At 48.3% G+C, this 25,080-nt stretch carries 13 protein-coding genes; 2 read left to right on the top strand and 11 right to left on the bottom strand.

Annotated elements, in window-relative coordinates:
• Positions 1-216: 216 nt before the first annotated feature.
• The 8 genes from QU597_RS07595 to QU597_RS07560 all read right to left on the bottom strand — a co-directional run bounded on the left by QU597_RS07595 (position 217) and on the right by QU597_RS07560 (position 16,469).
• Positions 217-4,116: a glycosyl hydrolase 53 family protein gene (locus QU597_RS07595; RefSeq protein WP_310832088.1), complete on the bottom strand. Its 3,900-nt coding sequence runs from the start codon at positions 4,114-4,116 to the stop codon at positions 217-219.
• A 307-nt stretch (positions 4,117-4,423) separates the two neighbouring features.
• Positions 4,424-6,883, bottom strand: a complete 2,460-nt coding sequence (locus QU597_RS07590) for a glycosyl hydrolase (protein ID WP_310832087.1) — start codon at positions 6,881-6,883, stop codon at positions 4,424-4,426.
• 182 nt (positions 6,884-7,065) lie between these two features.
• Positions 7,066-8,772 (bottom strand): ABC transporter substrate-binding protein, encoded by a 1,707-nt coding sequence (locus QU597_RS07585; protein ID WP_310832086.1) that lies wholly within the window; start codon positions 8,770-8,772, stop codon positions 7,066-7,068.
• Between the two features lie 82 nt (positions 8,773-8,854).
• Positions 8,855-9,793, bottom strand: coding sequence for a carbohydrate ABC transporter permease (locus QU597_RS07580; RefSeq protein ID WP_310832085.1), 939 nt, complete (start codon positions 9,791-9,793; stop codon positions 8,855-8,857).
• 14 nt (positions 9,794-9,807) lie between these two features.
• Positions 9,808-10,764: an ABC transporter permease gene (locus QU597_RS07575; RefSeq protein WP_310832084.1), complete on the bottom strand. Its 957-nt coding sequence runs from the start codon at positions 10,762-10,764 to the stop codon at positions 9,808-9,810.
• Between the two features lie 85 nt (positions 10,765-10,849).
• A complete protein-coding gene (locus tag QU597_RS07570; RefSeq protein ID WP_310832083.1) occupies positions 10,850-12,400 on the bottom strand; it encodes a response regulator transcription factor in 1,551 nt (516 codons plus the stop codon).
• The gene (locus tag QU597_RS07565) at positions 12,393-14,177 is read right to left on the bottom strand and encodes a sensor histidine kinase (protein ID WP_310832082.1); all 1,785 of its coding nucleotides are present in this window, start codon (positions 14,175-14,177) and stop codon (positions 12,393-12,395) included. Before QU597_RS07565 ends, QU597_RS07570 begins: the two co-directional genes overlap by 8 nt.
• A gap of 108 nt (positions 14,178-14,285) precedes the next feature.
• Complete coding sequence (locus tag QU597_RS07560; RefSeq protein ID WP_310832081.1) at positions 14,286-16,469, bottom strand: alpha-galactosidase; 2,184 nt, start codon at positions 16,467-16,469, stop codon at positions 14,286-14,288.
• A gap of 194 nt (positions 16,470-16,663) precedes the next feature.
• On the opposite strand from QU597_RS07560, the gene QU597_RS07555 reads away from it, so the two are divergent.
• A complete protein-coding gene (locus QU597_RS07555) occupies positions 16,664-17,560 on the top strand; it encodes an AraC family transcriptional regulator (protein ID WP_310832080.1) in 897 nt (298 codons plus the stop codon).
• A gap of 65 nt (positions 17,561-17,625) precedes the next feature.
• Here the strand turns inward: QU597_RS07555 and QU597_RS07550 are convergent, their stop codons facing one another.
• The 3 genes from QU597_RS07550 to QU597_RS07540 all read right to left on the bottom strand — a co-directional run bounded on the left by QU597_RS07550 (position 17,626) and on the right by QU597_RS07540 (position 20,973).
• Complete coding sequence (locus QU597_RS07550; RefSeq protein ID WP_310832079.1) at positions 17,626-18,978, bottom strand: sodium-dependent transporter; 1,353 nt, start codon at positions 18,976-18,978, stop codon at positions 17,626-17,628.
• A gap of 187 nt (positions 18,979-19,165) precedes the next feature.
• Entirely contained in the window at positions 19,166-19,873 is a 708-nt protein-coding gene (locus QU597_RS07545) for a DNA alkylation repair protein (protein WP_310832078.1), read from the bottom strand.
• Positions 19,874-19,899: 26 nt separating this feature from the next.
• The gene (locus QU597_RS07540) at positions 19,900-20,973 is read right to left on the bottom strand and encodes an HD-GYP domain-containing protein (protein ID WP_310832076.1); all 1,074 of its coding nucleotides are present in this window, start codon (positions 20,971-20,973) and stop codon (positions 19,900-19,902) included.
• 454 nt (positions 20,974-21,427) lie between these two features.
• Here QU597_RS07540 and QU597_RS07535 point away from each other — a divergent pair, with 454 nt between their 5' ends.
• On the top strand, positions 21,428-24,994 hold the full coding sequence (locus QU597_RS07535; RefSeq protein ID WP_310832075.1) for a M14 family metallopeptidase: 3,567 nt from the start codon (positions 21,428-21,430) through the stop codon (positions 24,992-24,994).
• The last annotated feature ends 86 nt before the right edge of the window (positions 24,995-25,080 follow it).

Raw genomic sequence — 25,080 nt, 5'->3', positions numbered from 1 at the left:
TGCCATAATTGAAGTCCGCCTTTAATATCCTTAAGACACATTATAGCTATAAAAAATGAAAAAATAATGAAATAATAATTTATGCACTTCAGGCAAAAGAAAGAGACCTGCCGGCTTAAAAGCCTGACAAGTCTCCGTTGAAAAGGTTTCTTAGATATAACTATAACTTACTTATAAAATAAGGCATCTTGTACAATTATACCTTTTACCTCTTCCTTACTCTGCTGCTTCTCCGCCAGCTTCCCGTGTTGTGTAGCTGTGGTTTGTGGTGGCTTCAACAATGTCATAGAAGGCCCAATAGCTATTGGACACATCCGACCAGCTGGAAGTCTGGATACCGAATAAAGGCCCCCGTTTCAATACTCTGTTGAAAATAGTAACTGCTTCTGCCCGGGTTAAGTACTTATCCGGCCCGAAGCTTCCGTCTGGCATCCCTTTCATATAACCGGCCTGTTGAACCAGTGCAATGTTGTGAGCCGACCAGTGATCTGCAGTATCCGTGAACGTTGACACAAGTTCACCGCTCAGCTGCATCCAGCGTACAACAACTGCAGCCATTTCGGCTCTGGTTATATACAGCTCCGGCCCAAACCTGCCGTCTGGATAGCCTGTCATTAATCCGCCGGAAGTCACTTTAAGAATATCACCCGCAGCCCACTGGAAATCATTCTGATCTTTGTAAGCTACCGGCTGGGCATTTGAAGCCGAAGGGGCTCCAATGCGGGACAGAACCGCCGCCAGCTCAGCTCGGGTCATGGCTTGCTCCGGTTTGAATGTTCCGTCAGGGTAGCCTTGCATATACGCTTCATGTGATTTCTTCGGGGATGTAGACCAGTTATCCATGTCTAGCACAGTGAAGGTACTGAACTTGTTCACACTGATTTTCAGTCCCAGCTTATCGGCAGAATATTGCACCACTTGAGGCTGAACCAGCACTTTCTCACCGTCACTATGTTCAACATAGATCACCAGATGAGACAGGAATGCTTCTCTCGCAGCTGCATCCGTTGGCAGCACATTACCTGGCAGCGGGAGGATCAAGTCTACCGGCTGATTTTTCACACCTGTCTCAATATTGACCGGGCGGCCTACAACATGAACATCCCCTGAGCCCGCAGCAGCTTGAACGATCTGCTCCCGTTTCGCCCGTTCTTCCACAGCCTTGATTGCCTGTTCACTCTTAACCGGGGTGAATTTGAACTGATAATCCCCGTCCAGCTGAGCCAGAGTTTGCTGTGGCAGAATCAGTCTGGCATTCACTGTAGACATCTCCAGATTGACTTTGCCGGATGCTAATGTCTTCAGGGTATCCTTGGACAAGCCAATTTCCTGCTCAGCGACTTTATCCTCTGTATCCGGGAGGACTAGCCGTACCGTATCAAGACCGGCTGCAACAACCTTGTTTACAGCCTCAAGCGCTTTTGCCGCAGTGTAGTCCACTTTGTCTTTCTTCGTTCCGTCCGCCAGGGTCGTACGGTTAATGAACAGACTGCCGCCATCTCCATTGACTGCAATGAACTCGGTCTGCGGCTGGGTTACTCCAGTAGACGGCTGGGTCACAGGTGTTTCTGTTCCTGGTGTCTCAGTACCTGGTGTCTCTGTTCCCGGCGTTTCTGTTCCTGGTGTCTCCGTTCCCGGCGTTTCTGTTCCAGGCGTTTCTGTTCCAGGCGTTTCTGTTCCTGGTGTCTCTGTTCCCGGATCCGGCTCCTGCTCTCCGCTCCCCTTCACAAAGCTCAAATAGAAGTCGTCCAGCGTTCCCCATGCGCCGCCGTCCGCTTTCACGCGGGCACCGATCGTCAGCTTTCCGTCCGTTACGAGAATATTCTCGATTTGCGGGTTATTCCACTGCGTCCACCCGTTCACTCCGGTGTCCGTTTTCACTTCCGCTCCGCCTGTTACCGCAAAGAGCTTCATCTCCGGATTAACAGCATCTCCGCCCTGGATAAACATGGACAGATTGTAGTAACCGGGAGCCAGCCCGTACACCGTCTGCGTTACACTAAAGTTAACTCCACTGGCTGAATAGAAGTGTAACGAATAGTTTCCGCTTTTGGCATCCGTCACTTTATTCTGATAATCGGTATGCGGGCTGCTTCCTGCACCATAGGTGATCTCCCACATGCTCCGGTCGTTATTCTCGAAGCCAGCGTTGACGATGAAGTTCTGTTTTTTAATTTCGAGATAAGCCTTCAGCGTCAAGCCGCCTTCAGCCGTTCCTCCGATCACATAGCTGCCGGCACCCTTGCTTACCGCTTGTTCAAATGCGGTCTGATCCCAGACAACAGGTATCGTCCCGGTGCTTCCATCATTATAAGTAACGCTTGTTACGGACGGCAGCTGGACAGGTTCTCCTGCAACAGCCGTCACCGTGACATCCTTGATTTCATCAACGGCGAGAGGAGCAACAGCCCCTGTATTCACATATTTGAACACATTCAGTGAAGCCAGCGGATGCCCGCTGAAATCAAACAAGGCCTGATTATCAACAGCACTTCCGCCATACCACACCCCTGCATCCTTAGGGTCATATTCCTTCGCATAGCTGGATGCCCAGCCTGAGCCATATTGCTCCCAGAGGAGCTTATTCTGCTCGAGCTTATCTTTCGGACCTACCGGAAGCCATGCCGGCTCCCAGTAGAATACGCCGATCCCCGCTGCACCCACATTGGCAACCGCTTCAATTACATTTCTGACCGAATTGGCCTGGCCTTGAACGCTGATCGGGTAGTCCAGAACTTGCCCCGAGCTCTGAGGCGCCGTATTGCCATGCCCGTCCCCGTCTTCAGCGGTATACGCATAAGAGGTTTCGGCTACCATCACTTTTTTACCGTAGGTGTCGGCAACCTGCTTCAGTACAGAGGTCAAATTACTTAATGTGCCGTGCCAGAACGGATAATAGGAGCTTGCAAATACATCATAGTCTACCTTATTATCCTGCAGGGTTTTGGCATAGGAAGCATATCTGCCTGCCGATTCCGGATTCGTAAAATGCAGTGCGATCTGAATGCCCGGGTCGGTCTCCCGAATCGCTTTACTGCCTGCACTGAACAATTCACTCATCTTCGTCCAGTCGGATTCCCCGACGAATTGTCCATTGGTTTCATTACCTACCTGAACCATACCGATATCAATCTTTTGATCAAGCATAGCCTGCAGACTTTCTTTGGTATAGTTATAAAGTGCAGTCTTCTTCGCTTCAAAACTCAAATCTGCCCAGGCCTTAGGCGTATGCTGCTTGGCCGGATCCGCCCAAAAGTCAGAATAATGGAAGTCCACCAGCAGCTTCATGCCGTTTGCAGTCGCTCTTTTGCCGATTTCGATTGCGGTTGCCAGATCATTATTGCCCCCGCCGTAACCGTTTCCAGCTGAATCAAAAGGATCATTCCATACACGCACGCGGATATAATTCACTCCGGCCTCATGTACGGTCTTAAAGATATCTCGTACCTCTCCAGCTTCATTATAAAATTTAACTCCGCTATTCTCTAACGAAATAATGCTGGAAATGTCCATGCCCTTAATAAAGTCAGACGAAAGTCCCTCCACCTTCTTCACAAAAATATCCGCAGCCACCGGCGGAACCGCCTCGGTGCTGGTCTGCTTCAGCTCAAAGCTGTCCGCATATCCCCAAGCGCCCGGACCGCCGCTGATATTCGCTCCAAGTACAAGATTTGCGGTATCCTGCGCCAGAACAAATTTCAGGCTGACCGTTCCCCAGGCATTATAGCCGGTGGTGGCAGCAGCTGGCGCCTTCTCGGTACCCGCAAACAATTCAACATGTCCCGCTTGCTTATCAATACCGCCCATAGACTTAACTGTGAGCTCATAGCTTCCCGCAGGGAGAGAAGGAATACTCTGCTTCACCGTAAACACCGGAGTTCCGGCGGCTGTATCCTTGATCCAATATTTGAAGGCATGCGTCCCTTCATCCGGTGTGAGCCATGCATCATTAGCGTAAGTAAATTGCTGAATATCTACCTGATCCCAGGTTTCGGTTTCCACACTCCATGACTTATCAGCCCAAAAATCCGACTCAAAACCGCCGTTCACAATATACGGACTATTCAGCTCTGCAGCTGCAGCAGTCCCCATGCTGAATGAAAATGAACTTAACATCAACAATACTGCCAAAAATACAGAGGTTACCTTTTGCCTCATCCTCAATTCTGATCACCCTTTCTATGTAAGCCCTTACAACTTAATATATCAAAAATTCGGAATCATTGAGAACGTAACAATTTTAATATTTTGTATGCTTTAGCAAGAAGTTTAATTGGCGATTCTTTATACTAGGAGTCACCGAAGTCACAGCTTGTTTTCCATAATCATAAAAGAGATCCGGTCTTCCCTCCCTTATTTAGAGAAAGACCAGATCTCTTAAATAGAATTTAAACCAATAAATTGATATGTTCTTATCGTAAGATTAATCTATTAAATTCGTATACACCATCAAACGCTTTACCATGACCGCAGCCTGTGCGCGATCTCCTGAATCCTTTGCCGCAAAATGGTCGCGGGTTAATCCCTTCATAAGTCCTGAAGCAACCGCTGCATTGACACTGTCTATCGCCCAGGTACTAATAGATGAAGCGTCCGCGAACTGATCCAGAACATTCTTTACCGCTGCCGGTTTCTGACCAGCAAGTGCCGCAGCACGAACGATCAGAACTGCCATTTGCTCTCGCGTAATCTGTGTGTCCGGCTGGAAGGTACCGTCCGAATAACCTGTAATCAAATCAGCTTGAGCAGCGGCACTAATCGGCTCCGCATACCACTTTGTTTTCGCAACATCTGTAAATTGGACGGGTGTACTTGAAGCGCTTAGGCCCAGTGCTCTGGTAATAATCACTGTAAATTCAGCACGTGTCGTTAAACGGCCGGGGGCGAACTGCCGGCCGCCATCACCCTTGACCAGCAATTTATCCGCCAATAATTCAATATCCCCCTTAGCCCAATGGCCGCTGAGATCGGAAAATTCCGTAAAGGTATACAGGTTAGCCGGAAGTTCGTCGAGTGTGACAACATAGTCGCTCTGATATACTTTCTTCAAGTGTTCAGCAGCGTTTGTAGTGCCATCCTTGATGAAATCGCCTGTCCAAGTGCTGAAGAAGCTCCAGTACGCACCATAAGCCTGCAGCATATCCGGATCGGGAATCGGCCCGTTTTCTGCCAATCCGACTAGCTTCTTATTATTCACCAAAGAGATTAATCCCTCATACTTTGCAATGCTGGGGTTGTAATCACCTGCCGGGTTATACGTATCCACACTGGCAATATCCACGACATCGTCTCCCGGATACCACTCCGGTTTCTCGGAATTCCATACCCAGATCAGATTGTTCAGATGGTGATAATGGGTTAGCCGGTCAACCATCAGCTTCCATAACCGCTTCGCTGGCTCCGGTCCCTTCGCTCCCCACCAGAACCATCCGCCCTCTGCCTCATGCAGTGGCCGCCATAACACGGGAACACCTGCATCTTGCAGACGTTTCAGCTGGAGTGCGATATTATCAATGTCCCTGATAAGCAGGCTGTAGTCCTCAGAATCCGGATGATCGAGCGCATATTCCACATCAAAGGTTGTGTGTTCAGTGTAGAAGCCCCTCCACCATTCATTGCCGGGCTCATTCCCGCCAATCCCCTTGGGGGCATTCCAATGCCAGCACAGAGCTACAATACCGCCGCGTTTGTACCAATCAATCATTTTTTCGACCTCGGTTGAAGTGGCGCCATTGTCGACACGGGTAGTGGAGTAATCCATTAAATCCGTGGACATTATCGCCGGAAATCTGCCGGTCTGCTGTCCGATCCATTCGGCATCCTCCAATGTTTGCTGACCCGATATGATTTTATGGCTATACTGGCTTGCCAAATAATTCATCAGCGACTTGGCTTCAGAGGTTGCTTCCGGGTTAATTAGTTTGCCCGTCACGGCATTGCCTTCCGCTTTATCGGCAGCCGTCAATTTGACATAATCAATATTGTACCAGCCCCAGTTCGCTGAGAACTCGATCGTGTTATCGCCTTCCTTCAGCAATGCTTTTCCGGCGGAAATTTCGCTGAAACCTTTCTGCTCCGGCAGAGAAATTTCCGAAGTTTGCCCGTTCACAATCATACTGGTTTTCTTCTCACCGTTTGGAGCACTGTAGCCTATAAGAAGGGTATACATTCCTGCCGAGGGTGCCTTGTAAGTAAAGGTAAGTGAACCTGATTGCTGGAATGCCGTATAACCTTGGCCGGAATACCCTTCACCTTGGGTTTCTATTGAAACGCCGCCGCTCATCACACCATCCTCCGCTTCCAGCATGCCCCCTGCCTGAGATGCCTTGGCCGCTTCCAGCTTCAAATATTCAAGGCCAAAATACCCCCAGCCCCGGTTGACCTTGATGGTATTCTTACCGGCATTTAACATCACTTTGCTAACCATTTTTTCAGCCCTAACCGTTCCTGCTGCAGGTGCATCCAGTGTTAACTCACCAGTGCCAACCTCATTAATTTGAATGCTCGTCGCTTTTCCGCCATAGCCTTCAGGAATATAGTAGCCTACACTCATTTTGTACAATCCCGGTTCTGTAACCTCTACAGTAAAAGTTGCACTTCCGGCCTGCTCTGCAGAGGACGGATCTTCAGCGAAAAAGAATGAGATGTAACCTTCGCCATTATAAAGCCGATCCTGATCTTCAAAGACATTTCCGCGCTTCTCGATGCCATAGCCATCTAATATGGCATCTGCATAAGTAAGTTTGATAACGCCTGGTTGGCTGTCCGACTCTGCAGAGGAAGCTGCGGCCTCCGAACGATTCGCACCTGAATATACCAGTAAAGAGAAGACCAAACTAAAACATAAAAAGCCTAATAGTAATCTCTTAATCTCCAGCCTCATTAACGTACCTCCTTGAATATCTTTGATAGCACTAGGATTCCACAACACAATAAAGCGCTTACAGGTATGATATTAAATTAAGCCGGTTCCATTGGCGGAACAGTTATCTCTATCACCCATCATAGCAATGGGCCCGTTTCCCTCGCACAAATGTTGGAAACGGGCCCGGATGAGCAACTAGATTACTTTGAAGACCACAATTTAATACGGTTCTGGACATGCTTGGTATAAGCTTCTTCCATCTCTTTCACTCCGGCCTTATCCAGATCTTCCATGTAGGCGTCCCAGATCTTGTCGAATTGATCCGGCTTAGCCATCACTGCTTCCGGAATTCGTTTCCAGGTAATATCCTTCATTTTGGCTCCAAGAATCACAGCAGGATCGTCGCTGGCAAGTGACATCGTATAAGCCGCACCATAAGCTCTTGGCTCGAATTCCTCTTCTGACGGGAAGAGTCCCTTCCAATGATCCACACCGTATGCCTTTAATGCTTCCTTTTCCGGCTCACTGTAGCTCGCTGTCAGCTGTTCCGGAAAACTCCGGGTGAAATAGTTTCCTGTTGAATCTTTAATCCCGTCCCCGTAATGAACCATCATGTTCCAGTAAAGTCCGACACCCGATTCTTTTTGGAAAGCGGCGTTATCATTATCCATACGTTGCTGCACTGCCGGAATAACCTCACGTTTACCGTTTTCCATCGTATAATGCTTCCCTTCGATTCCCCAGTTATTGAGAATTTGACCCTCTTCCGAGGCCAAAAAGTCAAGGAACTGAATGGCACGTACCGGGTCCTTACACTTGCTGGAAATCGAGATCCCATACCCTCCGTCGAAGCCGGCCGGCCAGAAGCTGGTATCCTTGTACTCTTTACTCAAGGTAACCGGATAATGACCATAAGTCTGATCAAACTTACCTGCCGCTTTTAATGCATTCTGCGCATCCCCGTAATCCCATTCCGGATCCGCCAGCCCGAGAACACGGCCCGAAGCCACTTTAGCTTTAAACTGGTCGGTTTTCTGCACGAAGCTTTCCGGATCCAGCAGACCGATGTCGTTCATATGATTCAACCAGCGGAAATATTCCTTTTCCTCCGGACGGCGGAAATGATAAGTTGCCTGGTGCGTTTCCTGATCGATGTAATATTCGCCGTCGTCCGGTCCCCCGGTTGTCTGGAATCCCGAGTTGGTAACCTGATACATATGCCAATCGTCCCCGTTTAGTGAGAGCCCGATATTTTTATTTCCGTTCTCGTCCGTCGGGTGTTTATCGATGTAATCCTGAATAACCTTTTCGTAATCCTTCACTGTTTTTATTTCCGGATATCCGGCCTCTTTAACTACACGATGCTGGAGTTCAAATCCGCCGTCGGCTTTCATTTTCTTCTCATCCACTGCTGACCAGGTTGGTATGGCATAAATCGCCTCATCATCCAGGCTGTACTTGGTCCGTACAAGCTTATCTCCTAACATTTTTTTGATATTCGGAGCATACTTGTCGATTAAATCTGTCAGATCGATGACCGCACCGGCGTCTACAAGCTTGCCGACATCCGCCTTTGCAGCTAGCAGATCAGGATAGTTGCCTGTTGCGGCAATCAGTGAGATCTTCTGTACCGGATCACCGACAGCAAACTCGGCATCCAGGGTTACACCCGTTTTCTCCGTAATAATCTTGCCGACTTCATCCTTCATGTTATTCCAATTCGTGCTGCCGTCCTCCGAGAAATAGGTTAGCGTGATTGGCTTTAAATCTGTCCCGGACGAAGAATCTTCCGCATTGCTGCCCTCTCCGGCAGTAGAGCCATTATTCCCGCTGCATCCCGCAAGCGTCGACGCTATAGTCAGCGCCACCAAGGAAGAGACAACAAACTTCTTTTTTTCCGGCTTCATGAAGCAACCCCCTAATTTTATGAATTCGATCATACTTCGTATGAGACAGGCCATAGCCTGGACACACCACAGCTGAGAGGTACTAACTCTTTACCGCACCGAGCGTCATACCTTTGACAAAGTATTTTTGTAAAAACGGATACACAATCAAAATCGGAACTGTAACCACAATCGTAATCGCCATTTTCACCGACTCCGGTGAGACCTGTGACATCCGCTCAGCCATGTTAGCAGTGTCTTGGGAATTAGTTGCACTTGTAGTCGTGCTCTGTAGAATTTTCATCAATTCATATTGCAGCGTGGTCAAGGACTCATTACTGCCGTTAAACAGATACGTATCGAACCATGAGTTCCACTGGCCTACCGCAAGAAACAGAGCCACGGTCGCCAATGCCGGCTTGCACAGCGGCAGAATAACGCGCCAATATATCGTGAAATCGTTAGCCCCGTCCAGCTTAGCGGACTCCTGCAATGCAAACGGCAAACCGTCGATGAACGAGCGGATGACGAAGACATTAAACGCGCTTACAAGACCAGGCAGAATATAGACAGCGAAAGTATCGATCATGTGAAGATCTCTCATCAGAATAAAACCCGGAATCAGCCCGCCTGAGACATACATCGTGATAGCAAGAAACATGGAGACAAATCTTCTCGCCTGAAAATCGCTCCTCGCCAGCGTAAAGGCCAGCATTGAGCCGCTGATTAGGCCTGCTAATGTACCGATAACCGTCCGCAAAACTGATATTTTAAAGCCGGTAATCAGACTTCCATAAGTAAAAATCAGACTGAAATTCTCCAGCGTAAACTGTCTCGGCCAAACGGTGATACCTCCCCGGACCGTATCCACCGAATCGTTAAGTGAGATGGCCAGCACGTTTAAGAACGGATAAATCGTCAGAACAGTTACAACAATCATGGATACATAAACAATGATTTCAAGAAACCGGTCATGTGCTGATTTCGTCTGAAGACTTTGTTTTAACCGGCCCACCTGCGTATTGCTGTTGACAACCCCCATGTCACCCTTCCTCCCTACATAATGCTTTCATTCGTAAAGCGCTTGAATATTCCGTTGGCCGCAAATAACAGCATCAGGCTAATCACTGAATTGAAGATGTTGATTGCTGTTCCGAAGGAGTATCTTCCCATGGCCAGACCATAATTAAGCGCATATAGATCAAGCACTTCAGAGTAATCGATGACCAGGTGATTTCCCAGCAAAAACTGCTTCTCAAATCCCGTTCCGAGCAAATGTCCAATGGACATAATCAGCAGGACAATGATTGTCGGCCGGATCCCCGGCAGCGTGATATGCCACATTTGTCTAAGACGGCTCGCACCGTCCACCCTTGCAGCTTCATACAATTCGGGACCAATGCCGGATATGGCAGCGAGATAGATAATCGCATTCCAGCCTGTTTCCTTCCAAATATCCGCGCCGGTGACAATTCCCCAGAACAGGTGGCCTTGTGCCATGAATTGAACCGGCTGATCCACAATGTTCAGGCCAAGGAGGATATCATTGATGACTCCGCCATCCGTAGAGAGCATCTTGCTGACAATCCCTGCAGCCACGACCCAAGAGACAAAATGCGGAAGATAGGATACAGTCTGCACGAACCGTTTCATACTCTGCACACGGACTTCATTAAGAAGCAGGGCAAAGATGACTGGTACGATGAACCCGGCGATCAGTCCCATAAAGCTCATTGCCAGCGTGTTTCGCAGCACTTGATAGAAGTGCTCATCCCGGAACAACGTTCGGAAGTGCTCAAAGCCTACCCACTTTTGATCAAAAAAACCGATTCCCGGCTTATATTTCTGGAAGGCCATTGTCCAGCCCCATAAGGGCAAATACTGAAAGACAAAGACCCACAGCACAAAGGGTATAGACATGTAATACAGGTATTTCTGATTCTTTAGTTGCTTCCACGCACTCTTCCTTCTTTTTTTGTATGCGTTTTCCGTTCCTAGTGTTATCGTTTTCATAGTTCCTCCCCTCTCTTGTTTACCATCATAATTCAGAGGAGAGGTGTATCCCATACTACGAATTTCGGGAAAAATCATACACAAACTATGGATTTTTATATTCGGACGGAGAACGGCCCTCGTATTTTTTGAACTTGCTGAAGAAGTAATTCACGCTCGCGTATCCGATCAGCTCAGCCACTTCATAGACTTTCATTCCCTGGGCCAGCAGCTCTTTGGCTTTTTGGATCCGGACTTTGTCCAGGTAGGTATTAAAGTACTCTCCGGTCTTGCTCCTGAACAATTGCCCCAGATACGGTGTGCTGTAGTTCAGCAGGCCCGCCAGTGTTGATAACCTTAAGTCTTCTGCATAATGTCTATGAATAAAATCGATCATTTGCTTAATCTCCTGTTCCTTGCCTTTCGGCCCGGAATCCTCCGTAAACTCCAACAGGAAATGATGGGTCTCTTCCAGAAGATCTAGTAGATAATCATACTGATAAATCCCGTTTAAGAAGCGAGAAACGGACTCCATTTCTTTGGGTTCTATCCGGGAGGAGGCAGCGAGCCTATGAATAATCGCGTTTGTCAGGAAGAAGAAGGATTGCTTGACCGACTTCTCCTCTTGTTCCTGTTTGTAAAATAAAGCAGCAGCCTCCTTGAGAAGCGGCATCACCATGGATTTATTACCTGCATCCAAGCTGTAATACAAGCGGAATATTAATTCATCCAGCACCTTTTCATCAGCATCACCGCTCAGACAGGGAAACTCGGGAGAAGACAACAGAATAAGGCCTGGCTCCAGGAGCCGGTCATGAAAGCTAAAAAAGGCTTGTTTAACCGCTTGCCTTGCATTCACATAAGCGTTGTAAATATGCTCGGGTTCAGTAACAGTCCCTCCGGTCGCAGCAATAAACAGGGTATCGCCAGCGATGCACCGGATCTCATCGTATAGCTGATCTCGCCGCTGTCTTCCGTGTAAAGGCGCGTTGAGCAGGAGAATAATATACGGGGAACTTTCAGTTACGATCCCGCTATTCCGCTCCTCTATCCCTTGCTTCAGTCCTGCAGACAGCCGGCTTAAGGATTCCGAACGGTCGGCTTCATATACACGGGGAGATATGACTACGATCTCGTAGTGGCTCCACAATAAACCCGTTTGTCTGATCATGCTTCGCAGCGCAGCCGGATCTTCATTCTTCTCCGGAGGGTTGAGCAGCTTTTGCAGACACAGCTCCGGGTTATTCACCTGCGTCCTATTCCATTCCCTCCGCAAACGCTCTTCCTCGATCTGCCCGCGTACGAGCTTGAGCGTAGCTGTCATTTCTGCGATATTGACTGGTTTAACGAGATATCCCGCTACACCGTACTTGATCGCTTGTTTGGCATATTCGAAGTCGGCATATCCGCTAAGAATGATGCACTGCAGCTGATGACCCGCCGAACGCAAGTGCTGAATAAGTTGAAGGCCGTCCATAACGGGCATCCGAATGTCTGCGATTAATAGCTCGGGCTCTTCATCCTCGATGATCTTCAATGCATCTCTGCCATTGCCTGCGGTGGCGGCGATAGTGAAACCAAGGCTTCCCCATGCAATCAGTGTCTGGAGTCCCTGTCTCAGCTTCGGTTCATCGTCCACAATAACAACCTTAATCATTATCTACGCCTCCAGGAATAAAGAATGTAATCGTGGTGCCGGTTTCCGGTTGACTTTCGATACGTAAAGCACTGGATTCCCCATACATCAGAACGAGCCGGTCGTTTACATTTCGCATACCAATCCGCTCACTCTCCTCTTCATGAACGTCTTCTGCAAGCTCCGCCCGAATCCCGGCCAGCCGTTCTGGTGGGAAGCCAGCACCGTTATCAAATACTTTAATTAAAGCTCCCTCCGGTATTTTCTTCACTTCAACAGTAATGACAGCTCCTTCTTCACGGTTATCTAAGCCATGTAGAATAGAATTCTCTACCAGGGGCTGAATAATTAACGGAGGAACCGGCAGCTCCTGCAGGTCCGGATCAACCGTTAGGTGATATTCCAACCGGTCTTCATACCGGAACTTCTGCATATCGAGATAACAGCGTACGCGCTCGATTTCTTCCCGAAGGGGAATATTGCCGCTCCCAGCCTCCAGGCTGCTCCGCAGCAGAGTGCTCAGCAGCCACACAGCCTCCGCGATATCGTCCTGCCTGCGGATATGGGCTTCCATCCGTATGGATTCCAGGGAGTTGAAGAGAAAATGCGGATGAATCTGACTGGCCAGCATTTTGAACCTGATCTCGCTTTGTCTCTGCTCGATAAGATTCTTCTGGGCATTTGTTTCCTGAACTTCCTGGACCAGATCATGTACGCTTCTTAGAAGCGTATTGAATTGCTTGGACAACAGGCCCACTTCATCTTTGCCGTCAATATGGATATACGTTTCCCAAGATCCCGAACCCACTTTGGCCATATGCTTGCTTAAACGAAGCATTCTCCGGGACAACAGTGTAGCAGAAGCATAGATAAGCAGGACAGCAAACAACAGGCTGACCATGATCACAACTGCACCCAGCAGAATAACCTGATCGGCTTCACGGGTAATCCCGGCAACGGTAATGATAGAAATCACGCGCAGCCCGTTCCAGCTGTTCGGCGGATTCAGATCCGCTATAACCACTTTGGAGTCTTTCCCTTTAACGACCGTGTTATAGCTTCCCTCCTGATTTAAAAGGATCTGTTCATCAACCTTGATATCTGGCAGATTCATCCCGGTCAGTTCCGCTTCATTAGAACCGACAATCCGGTTTCGGCTATCCACAATCAAGGTAGTAAATGATTCCTGATCCAGAATCGAGCTTAATTGCTGCTGATCCACATTAATGACCAGTACTCCCTTTTTACCTACGGCATCCACGGGGAAAGAGCGAATGAGACTGATAGATTCTGTATCACTCTGTTCATCCTTAATGAGATTCCAACCGGCCAGTCCCTTCTGATCGATGGCTTCCCTATACCATGTTTGGTCCATAATGCTTTTGCCCGGCTGTATAAATTCCCAGTTATTCAGTGCAGTCGGGTTTTCGACATATATCCGGATGCCGGATATCTCCTTGTATAACTGGATATAATCGCGAATATCCGTATATTCACGGTAAGCCTGAATAACTTCACCGTAATTGGCATACTCCCGCGAGGCTACCTTCTTCATCCGGTTATCAACGGATAGACGGTAGGAGATGTCCAGCGGTACCTTAATCAGTTCCTCCGTACGCTTGCGGACGCGATCTACATTATCCGATACTTGCATAAAGGCATTATTAATTACGATCTCCCTGAGTTTTCCGGTTAAATAAAGTCCGGATAACAGCAAAGGAAGTATGGCCACTGAAATAAAGGTAAACGCTAGTTTTTTCTTCATTCTCATGTCATTCATCATGCGGATAAAATACATGGTTAACCCTCCCAAGCCAATGTTAACCGCTACATACCAAATACCCCTATTCATACAGAAAGGGGTATTGATTGGTTGATTTCTTCTGCGATTGGCTATTCCTATAAATCAAGCAATAGTTGGCTTTAATGCCCTAACTCTGAACCATCCGCTTTCATAATCCTTTTGTTCATAAACAATCGGCAGTCCAATCTGCATCAGCCTGTCTCCGCCATAGATGTACTGTTCATCACTGTGCCCCGGACGAATCTCATATTCCAATTCCGGATGAAGGCCGGCAAGACGCAAAAATCTCCGTGGCGCGTTAGGCACGGCCATCACCTGAAAGTAGTAAACAAGTGCTTCTTCTTTATTGTCGGAAACAAACATCCAGGCTGACTCGTTGCCTTCGAACGGGCTCTTTAGACGGTACAAGTCCCCACTCTGTACCAATCCCCGTATCTCCTTATAGGTTACGATTTGGCGCTTGACCGTCACTTTATCCTCTTCAGTGAACTTCGTCAAATCAAGCTCATAACCAAAGTTTCCAGACATTGCGACATCCCCCCGGAAATCAAGAGGGGTTATTCTCCCAACCTGATGATTAGGCACAGCGGAGACATGCGCTCCAATTGCACTTACGGGATACACAAGGCTGGTACCATATTGAATTTTTAGCCGTTCCACCGCATCGGTATTGTCACTGGTCCAGGTTTGCGGCATGTAGTATAACATCCCGGGATCAAACCTCCCGCCCCCGCTGGAGCAGCTTTCGAAAAGAATATGCGGAAATGAGGCAGTAATACGCTCTAACAGCTCGTATAGTCCTAGAACATAACGATGAGCAGTCTCGGATTGACGTTCCGGCGGCAGGTCAGCCGAGCCAATTTCCGTCAGACACCGGTTCATATCCCATTTCACATAAGCGACAGGAACATTTGAGAAAATAGCGGAAAGTGAGTCATAAATATAATCACGTACATCTTGGCGGGTGTAATCCAAAACAAGTTGCCATCTGGCTTCACTGCGTCTGCGCTCTGGAACATGAAGGCACCAGTCCGGGTGTTTCCGGTACAGCTCGCTGTCCGGCGAGATCATCTCTGGCTCAAACCATAGCCCAAATTCAAGGCCCAACTGGTTAATACGTTCCGCCACATCGGCAAGACCACCTGGCAGCTTCCGACGATCCTCGTACCAATCGCCAAGCGACGAATTGTCAGAATCCCGTTTCCCGAACCAGCCGTCATCCAGCACAAAAAGCTCGATCCCCAGCTTGGCGCCTTCTTCTGCTATTGAAATCAGCTTCTCAGCATTAAAGTCAAAATAGGTAGCTTCCCAGTTATTGACCAATATCGGACGTTCTTCGTCCCGATATCTCCCGCGGCACAACCGGGCCCGGTACAACCGATGATACGTCCGTGACATTTCTCCCAGTCCTTGTCCGGAGTATACCATTACAGTCTCAGGAGTCTGGAAACTCTCCCCGGGACTTAACAGCCAAGCAAAGTCAAAGGAATTTATACCGATGCTAAACCGGGTAGAGCCGAACGAATCCACTTCCGCCACTGCTTCAAAGCCACCGCTATAGACAAGGCTAAAACCAAAAGCCTCCCCCTGGTATTCGTTCGTCTCCGGAGTGACTAGCGCAGCAAATGGATTCATTTGGTGGCTGCTCATGCCCCTTTTACTATCGATTCGGGTCTCCCCTTGATGAAGACCTTTACGGGTGATATTACCTTCCCGGGCCCATGCACCTGAAAGATAAGTAATCTCAAAATTGCGGTTACCCGGAAAATCGACACTGGCACTCAAGGCACGGCGAAGCCGTAACAGCTTGTCTCCCTTATTGCATAGACGGGCCGAGCGGACAATGACGTTACGGTCTGCGTAGATACAGTAACTTAGCACAACTATTAGACCCGAATAAGCATCCTTTAGTTCCACTTCCAATGTATCCGCTTCAGTCTCATCCTCTGTATAAACAGCCGGCAGTCCGGTTAAGGACGGTTTCCCTTTTTTTAGCTTGTAACCCATGTATTTAAGCTCTGTGATGCGTGTTCCATCCTCAAGTTCAACCTGGTATACCGGATTCCGGAAATCTCCGCTCCCATATTGCGGGTATTCTTGCGGCAGCCGGTCTAATCCGGCATTTACCGGAGTATGAACCATCAGTTCATTCATAGATTCCCGGTGGATCAGCCTGCTTCCCCAATAGACATGTACTGGATACCCGTTAACGATCTGAAAAATATAACTCATGCCGGACGACTGCAGATGAAACAGCCCTTCCTGCTCTTGTACGATTATACCCATTGAAAATCCCCTTCTTTCATGCTATTAAGAGTTTATTTTTTCCGGCTACTTAGACATGGCTTAATACTTGATAAGCTTATATAATATAGCAGTCAGTTCTATAGAAATGATATATAAAATAAGCTGTCTAGTACATGGCTTGGTACTCACTAAATATATAATAATGCTAGATTATTATACTCAGGAGGCTTACTGTGCTCGAGTATTTACCACGCAGTAAACAACACGCAGAATTGCATACTACTCAATTCGGTATTGAGGGATGTATCCCGGGTCACTTTTTCGGTCCAGCGGTGAGAAGTCATTATCTGCTCCATTATGTCTTAAGCGGACAAGGGGTTTTTGAAGTCGAGGGAAAAAGATATTCCTTAAAGAAGGGACAGGGGTTCTTAATTTTCCCGGATATTATTACTTATTATCAAGCCGATACAGCAGATCCCTGGACTTATTGCTGGGTTGGCTTTAACGGAACCTCGGCGGAACTGCTCCTCAAGCAAGCCGGGCTAACCAAAGCATCTCCAATCATTCAGTATGATAGAGATGATATGATTTACCACTACTTGCAGTTGATGAACGAATCAAGAGTATTCCATAAAGCCCGGGAAACCAGACTGACAGGGTTACTATATTTATTGTTATCGCAGCTCGTGGAGTACGGCCCGGTAGCATCCCCTGAAGTTAAAGAGACCCGGGCAGAAATCTACGTTGAACAGGTAAAAGACTTTATCGAAATGAATTATCCTCAGAGCATTACTATTGAGGACATTGCCCAATATATTGGACTTAACCGAAGCTATTTGTGCTCATTATTTAAGGAGCGAATGTCGGTCAGCATACAGAACTACTTCATTCATTATAGAATTAACAAAGCATGTGAAATGATGGGGAATGCGGAACTTTCGATCGCTGATATTTCCCGATCCGTAGGCTACAATGATCCACTGCTCTTCTCCAAAATGTTCAAAAAGGTAAAGGGCTCTTCCCCTAAAAATTACCGGTTGGAGATCCAGGCTCAAATCCAGAACGACACTCAAGAATCCATTATCCAGATTGAAGAGGAGCATCTATTTTATAGCGGATTTTTGTCATAAACCATTTGATAAACCAAAAAGCCACCGGGACAAGTCCCGGTGGCTTACTAAGGATTCAATGTTGATCAGAAGGAAATAATCCCTGACGTATGGAGCAGCACCAGAAACACCAGCACCGGTGCAACATACCGGAGCATGAACAGCCAGATGCGGAACCAGCGGGACTTAAGCCCAGCCGCTTCTGCCGCACCTTTCCAGAAGTACCCGGCAAAAACAGTAATCAGCAGACCGCCAAGCGGCAGCATAATATTGGAGGTAATGAAATCCATCCAGTCAAACAGGGCTTTGCCTCCGAACGAAAGCTCAGGGAACATTCCGAGCGATAGCGCTGAAGGAATACCAAGCAGGAAACAGGCCAGTGACAGGACCCAGACCGAACGTTGACGGCTCCAGTTCCAGCGCTCCATCGCGAAGGATACAGGAACCTCAAGCAGGGATACTGCTGAAGTCAGGGCTGCTATCGCCAGCAGGATGAAGAACAAACCGCCGAAGAATCCGCCAAAAGGCATGGCTGAGAAAGCGGCCGGCAGCGCGATAAAGATCAGCGAAGGCCCTTGATCGGGGGCAATGCCAAACGAGAACGTTGTCGGGAAAATAATCAGTCCAGCGATTAACGCATAGAGTAAATCTCCGCCGCCGATGGCAAACGCAGCCGATCCCAGCGACTGTTTTTTATCCACATAAGAGCCGTAGGTCAGCAATATCCCCATCCCGAGCGACAAGGAGAAGAAGGCATGTCCCAAAGCGACCAAAGCCGATTCCGCTGTCAGTACCGAGAAGTCCGGTTTAAGGAAGAAGGATACCCCTTCGGAGGCACCCGGCAAGGTTACAGCACGAATCATAAGCACAATAAGCAGAACCACCAGACCGGGAATCAGTACCTTGTTGAATTTCTCAATCCCGCCGGATACCCCGAGAATAACTACCCCTGCTGTAATCAGCATGGCTATACCCTGCCAGACAATCGGCATATATCCGGAAATAAAGGTACCGAATTCACCTGCATAGTCACTGTTATTGAACAGCTGCCCGTTGAAGGAAATCACAGCGTAATGGAGTGTCCAGCCGGCAACGATCACATAAAAAGAGAGAATTAAAAACGGAGCCAATACTTGCAGAATTCCGGCAGCCTTCCAGCCTTTACCGCCTCCGGCCCGGATAAACGAAGTCGCTGCGCTTCCGCGTCCGCTGCGTCCGATGGCAAGCTCAGCGAGCAGCACCGGCAAGCCAATCAGCACCAGACAGACAATGAAGAGCAGGAAGAACGCTGCACCGCCATTTTCCCCTGTAATATAAGGGAATTTCCACATATTTCCCAGACCCACCGAGCTGCCGATGGCTGCAAAAATAAAGCCGCTGGAAGAAAAACGCTCCTTCTTCTCCGAGAGCAGGCTTTGTTCACCTTTAACCTTATTCATGAATCGACGCCCCATTTTCTTTTTTAGACCTCATTATAGCTTATCTAACGAAGTGTGTCATATAACAATTTATAACTTTCCCGTAACAACGGCACATTCACCCCGGGAACGTGCAAGCCGACACGAAGCCGCTTTGGCTTCCCCATAAAAAAAGCAACTCATCTCTTAGACAAGTCGCTTTCTCCATTCAGCATCGTACATGCTTGCGTTTAAAACCAATCCGTCCTTTATCAACGGCCTTTTGAATATTGTCGTAGGCGTTAATAGATTTGCTGCGGGGCTTATCCGTATTGACTTCTACCGGACCTATGCTCCTTGCTGTCTCACACGCCTGATCATGAAGGGGCAGATAAGATACCGCCACTGTGTATACAAAGTTGTTCATTGCGTATTGGGCGCGTTCCGGAGCATCCCGGATCGTATTTTCCACAGTCTCCAGCATACCGGCAAGTTTGGGCTCAGAGAATTCGTGATCCTTCCGGCTGCCGAGCAGCCAGCAGTAACAGCTCCAGCCCGCTGACATCCGCAGCTCCTCGCCGCTCGCGATCCACTTATCGGCCACCTGCTGCGCAATATCCGCTTCAGCCAAGGTTACCGCCACCACAAAATCAGACACCATATAAAAATATGCCCCGTCCATCCACCGGTCATAATCGGCTTCCGTCATCGCATTCGGGTCGGCGATGATGCCGGCAAAATACATAGCGTCATAGTTTCCCGTGGCGTATAGCTGCTCAGCCAAAGGCTGATTTATTTTGGTTTTCTTGAAGATCGGCTTCATTGCGCCGGTAGCCACACCAAACAGCGGTTCGTGTGCGCCATTCGACAGGTATATTTGCTTGGTTCGTTCCTTGCCGAGCGCTTCCAGCTCCTGCATGACCGACTCTAGATTCATAGTTGCACACTTCCTTCGGGATCTTCTTATCCAATGACATCCATGATGTGGAGGTCATTCGTTTTACTAAGATCAATAAACTCGTTATTATCAACTGCAATCAGAGGTTTTGTGGGATAATTCACGTTCGTAAGCAGAATCTTCCCCTTGCGTCCGTCCGATAAATTGACCTCGCAACCGACTTGATTCGCAAGCAGCGAATCAAGAAACGTCATGCCAATCGTAGAGTCAAAACGGTTATGTATAATTCCTTTATGAATTTCATTGATGACTTCGAAAAAAGTAAATGCGGGTCTGTGCGGCCGGTCTGAGATCATCGCCATATATATATCTGCCAAGGTGACAATTTTACTCAGCCGGTCGATTTGATCGCCCTTTATTCCATACGGGTACCCGCTGCCGTCTTCCCTTTCATGGTGCTGTAAGGCGACTAAGGCAACACGCGGATCTACATCCGAGCCTGCCAGCAGTTCGTGACCAAGAATGGTATGCTGCTTCATGATTTCTTGTTCATGCTTTTCAAACCTTCCCGGTTTATTCATTAAGGAAGAAGGCAGCTTAACCGTGCCAATATCATAAACACAGGCCGCGAGGGTCAGAAGACTCAGTTCCTCTTCATCCAGCTTGAGTCGTTTGCCAAGCGATGTGGCGATGACCGCAACTCCGATGCTTTGCTTGTAGCGGTAATCCCCCTGGTCTTTAAGCTCGGAGAATACCTGGAATAAGTTATATCTCTTCGCTGTGTCTTTTATAAAGGGAAGTATTTTTTCTTCAACATCCTCCATAGGAACGGTGCCGTTGTTCCGTACAAGCTTGTCTATTTCTTGCAGATGCATTTCAGTCCGTTTCACTTTGGCGCGGGATTCCGCGGCGGCTGCAGAACGAGGCAATACAGGAACATCCGGCCGTTCCGCTACTTCCTCTACATAGCCTTCGACGGCTGCCTCTACACTGCCCAGCTGAATCTTGAAATTTGCTAACTTTTCGATGTGGTTCTTTCGAAGAATCGTGTCCTTCGAAATTAACAATATTCCATTGTCTGCATAAATATGGCTTCCCAAACGTTTTCCAATAAAATTGTCGTATTCAATGATCGACATAATGGAACCAACTCCTCTTTCATCCCTTGGTTACAGAGTCCTTCTGGCTCGAGATAGTTATCCTTCTATGGAGAGTATTCTATAGACTATTACGGCAGATTGGAAGAATTTATTATTTTGGCATTCTGAAAATGAATCTATAGTAACGGTCCTGTTAGCCGAAGGCTGGTTTTACTTGGGTCATTGGATTTAGGGTTTCGTTCTTTTGCGGGAAATTTTTTTTGAATCTATTCTATGAAAAAAGCTTTCGCTTTTAAATAAAATGCTATATTATATTAATTCAAATGTATAATAAAAATATTTAATGTATATTAATTCGTTACACGTGATGTGAATATGACATATTCATGGGAACATTACCGTGCGAATCTGACTGGAGGGATGCATAAACTTGCAGACACTGTTGTCCGTAGTACCAGCAAACCTATAAATAGAGAGAAACACTGGGAGGTAAATGATGTCCAAGAAATTATTATCCTTATTCATTGCATTAACCCTGACGTTATCCGGAATCCTTCCGGCAGCCTATGCGGGTGAAGCTGTCACTGAAGTTCAGACTCAGGTTCTGACTGCACCGGCATCAACCGGCTCCGGCGTTTCCGCTACGGTTGCCTCAGAAGTCTATCAAACCCCTGCACCTACCGTATCGGCAGAAGTCTACCAGGCCTCGATGACTAAAGCCAGAACTCTTCCGGTTACGCTGACCCTTCCCGAAGGTGTCACAGCAGACCAGCTTACCTGGAATTTCGGCAGAACGTCGGAAGAGATGAAGCCGCTGGCAGAGTGGAAAAAATGGAATAATGCTTCTAATGTTAGAGCATATACGGGAGACCCATTCGTAAAAGTAACCTATGAGCCTGTCTCACCTGCAACGGTGACCGCTCTGGTATACTTCGATATGCCTTTCGGCTCCAATCTGTCCCTAAGCGGCATCCGGGCCGAATATGTCAAGCTTGCCGGGGTATACAACCTGACAGCAACCACTCCTGCCGGCGAGGTGCTGGCACAGCAGCAAGTGAAGCTGAACCCGTATGATACCTATCATACATATGATGAAATCAAACCGGCAATTGATAGAATTACGGCTGACAGCAACAATAAATACGGCCGTTATGTAGAATATCAGCAGATCGGTACGTCCACGCAGGGACGGGCGATCCACTTCTCCATCGTCGCTAAGGACAAGGCATCCGTAGACCAATATCTGAATGAAACACTGCCGCTGATGAACAACGACCCTGCTGCATTGCAGGAGATGATCAAAAACGGCCAGTTGCAGGATTATAAAGTTCCGATTTGGCTGAACAATATCCATGCAGATGAAGCCAATGGCGTAGATGTTATTATTAAGTTTTTGGATACACTGATGACCCAGAAAATCGTCAACTATGATACGACCGATGCGAACGGTAACGTGGTTCCGGTAGCACTGGACATCGACAAGGCGCTGGACAATGTGATTTTCCTGCTGGATTATGTGGAGAATCCGGATGGACGTGCGCTGAACACACGTGCGACTTCAACGCTGCTGGACCCGAACCGCGACAACTCCTACCAGACACAACCGGAGACACAGGCTGTCACAGCACAAATTGCCAAGTGGACACCGCTGAGCTTCCTGGATATGCACGGTTTCGTGAGCGGATTCCTGATCGAGCCTTGTACACCGCCGCATGATCCGAACATCGAATACGATCTGGTTATGGACAATATGCTTGAACAGGCTACAGCCATGGGGAATGCCGGGATCGCCAATACCAAATATGATGCATACCACATTCCTTATCTGGAAGCCGAGAAATTAAAGAATGACCCGGCTTATGCTAATCCTTACGGAAATGCCACCGGATGGGATGATGCTTCCCCGGCCTACACCGCTGTCTATGCGATGCACCAGGGTGCCCTTGGACATACCATAGAGGTACCGGAGCTGAATGAAGATTCCCTCGATGCCTTCTACTATGCAACACTGGCTGCCACCAGCTATGTGCAGAACAATAAAGAAGAGCTGTTCCTGAATCAGCTGGAAATTTTCAAACGCGGCATCAATAATGAAGACCACAAAGAGGTTGATCCGTATCTGGTAAATGCCAAATATGAATCCATCGGCCGTGAGCGTGAGACTTCGGACACGAACTTCTTCCCTGAGTATTATGTGCTTCCGGTAGCCAAAGCTCTGCAAAAGAACGAGCTGGAAACGTACAAAATGGTGCAGTACCTGCTTCGTAACGGAGTGAAGGTAGAGCAGACAACCACACCGGTAAGCGTGGATGGAGTCACATATCCAACCGGCACCTATGTGGTGAACATGCATCAGGCCAAACGTGGTTATGCCAACCTGGTTCTGTACGACGGCCTGGATGTCTCTGACTTTGATGCGATGTATTCCGACACCGTACAGAATTTTGCGGATATGCGCGGATTCGACCGCTACATCAGCCGGAGCACCGGTGCCTTCACTGGCAAGACCCAGCAGGTTAGCAGCGTCGTCATTCCGACAACTAGCCTTGATCAGTATCCTTTTGCGCAAAATTACGTCATCCGCAACAGCAACAACGATGCAATCAAAGCGGTTAACGAATTGCTTGCGAACCACAAAGCGGTAACCCTGCTCTCCAATGATGGAGCCGGATATGAAAAAGGCAGCTTCCTGGTCTCCAGATCCAATCTGAGAACAGTAGCTTCCAAATACTTGCTAGACCTCGTGCCTTTCAGCACTACGGGAGACAAGACCGGCAAGCTGCTCAAGCCGGCGAATGTAGGCATTGCCGGAGCACCATCCTTCATCTTAGCCGATCTTGGATTTAAAGTGACTACCGATACGGCTGCGGCAGACGTGCTGGTCAATGCAGGCACGAGCCTGATTGCCAGCGGTAAACCGTTCATCGGATATGGACGCACGATGCTGAGCAGCATCAAATCCCTGAATATCTTACCGGGCCTCGACTATGCCAATCCGGTGAATCAGGCGAATAGAGCTGCAGCACATGAAGGCTTGTTCCAGGCGAATGTCTCACAGGACAGCGTCATAACGGCTCCTTATGCAGACAATGAATACCTGTATACTGTTTCTGCTGCTTATATCACGGCTGTTCCGCAAGGCGCTGAAGTACTGGCGGAATACGGAACGGGCGAAGATTTCTTCAAAGCCGGCTGGTGGCCGAATAGCGATGCTGCTAAAGGTCAGGTACTGGCCCTGAATTATCAGACGGATAACATCCATGTGACCTTGTTCGCTAACGATTTGCTCAATAAATACCACCCGCAGAACCAGTTCCGGTTACTGGCAAATGCAATCTATGCCTCCGCTCCGGCAGCTACAGAAGCAGACGGCATGGATAACGGTGTGCTTGAGCCGGAACCGGCGGCTACTCCAGGTACAAGTGTACCTGTTCCAACCGCAACACCGGCACCAACGGCAACACCGGCTCCGGCTTCACCACAGCCGTCAGCTACACCAGCTCCGGCGGTAAGCTTCACCGATCTTGGCAATGTAGCATGGGCCGCATCGGCTATCAAAGAATTAACCGCTAAAGGCATCCTTCAGGGTGTGGGCGGCAACTCGTTCGCTCCGCTTAAAGAAGTGACCCGTGCCGAATTCATCACCATGATCGTCCGTGCCTTTAACCTGCCGCTAGAGAATGCAGCGGCTAACTTCAGTGATGTGTCAACCGCTGACTGGGCCTACAGCTATATTGCTGCCGGTGTCCAGAATGGTCTGGTGAGCGGTGTAGGCGGCGGCAGGTTCGAACCCGGCCGCTCTATCACCCGGGAAGAGATGGCGATCATCGCGGCGAATGCCCTGACGAAGTTCAAAGGAAAATCGGTTACCGATACGGATGCGATACTGGCGAACTTCAAGGACAAATCGAGTATTGCTTCCTACGGTAAAAACGCGGTAGCCCTGCTTACGCAGGAAGGAATTGTGAAGGGCATGACAGACAGCACGTTTGTGCCAAAGGGTATTGCAAACCGTGCCCAAGCCGCTGTCATTATCAGCAACATCCTCAGCCTGCCATAAACCGAATGCATAATTGCAAGTAAATGTGAACAGGGATGTCTCCAGCCCGCTAGCGGCTGAGGACATCCCTGTTTGTCATTCCTAAC

It is taken from the genome of Paenibacillus pedocola (genome assembly GCF_031599675.1).
Classification (GTDB): Bacteria; Bacillota; Bacilli; order Paenibacillales; family Paenibacillaceae; genus Paenibacillus_AQ; species Paenibacillus_AQ pedocola.
The sequence above is the reverse complement of the archived record's forward strand: the minus strand, read 5'-3'. Positions and strand labels throughout refer to the sequence as shown.

Excerpts from the sequence above, each read along its gene's own strand:
- QU597_RS07595 (WP_310832088.1), bottom strand. The coding sequence starts at position 4,116 with ATGTTAAGTTCATTTTCATTCAGCATGGGGACTGCTGCAGCTGCAGAG.
- QU597_RS07590 (WP_310832087.1), bottom strand. The coding sequence starts at position 6,883 with ATGAGGCTGGAGATTAAGAGATTACTATTAGGCTTTTTATGTTTTAGT.
- QU597_RS07585 (WP_310832086.1), bottom strand. The coding sequence starts at position 8,772 with ATGAAGCCGGAAAAAAAGAAGTTTGTTGTCTCTTCCTTGGTGGCGCTG.
- QU597_RS07580 (WP_310832085.1), bottom strand. The coding sequence starts at position 9,793 with ATGGGGGTTGTCAACAGCAATACGCAGGTGGGCCGGTTAAAACAAAGT.
- QU597_RS07575 (WP_310832084.1), bottom strand. The coding sequence starts at position 10,764 with ATGAAAACGATAACACTAGGAACGGAAAACGCATACAAAAAAAGAAGG.
- QU597_RS07570 (WP_310832083.1), bottom strand. The coding sequence starts at position 12,400 with ATGATTAAGGTTGTTATTGTGGACGATGAACCGAAGCTGAGACAGGGA.
- QU597_RS07565 (WP_310832082.1), bottom strand. The coding sequence starts at position 14,177 with ATGTATTTTATCCGCATGATGAATGACATGAGAATGAAGAAAAAACTA.
- QU597_RS07560 (WP_310832081.1), bottom strand. The coding sequence starts at position 16,469 with ATGGGTATAATCGTACAAGAGCAGGAAGGGCTGTTTCATCTGCAGTCG.
- QU597_RS07550 (WP_310832079.1), bottom strand. The coding sequence starts at position 18,978 with ATGAATAAGGTTAAAGGTGAACAAAGCCTGCTCTCGGAGAAGAAGGAG.
- QU597_RS07545 (WP_310832078.1), bottom strand. The coding sequence starts at position 19,873 with ATGAATCTAGAGTCGGTCATGCAGGAGCTGGAAGCGCTCGGCAAGGAA.
- QU597_RS07540 (WP_310832076.1), bottom strand. The coding sequence starts at position 20,973 with ATGTCGATCATTGAATACGACAATTTTATTGGAAAACGTTTGGGAAGC.
- QU597_RS07535 (WP_310832075.1), top strand. The coding sequence starts at position 21,428 with ATGATGTCCAAGAAATTATTATCCTTATTCATTGCATTAACCCTGACG.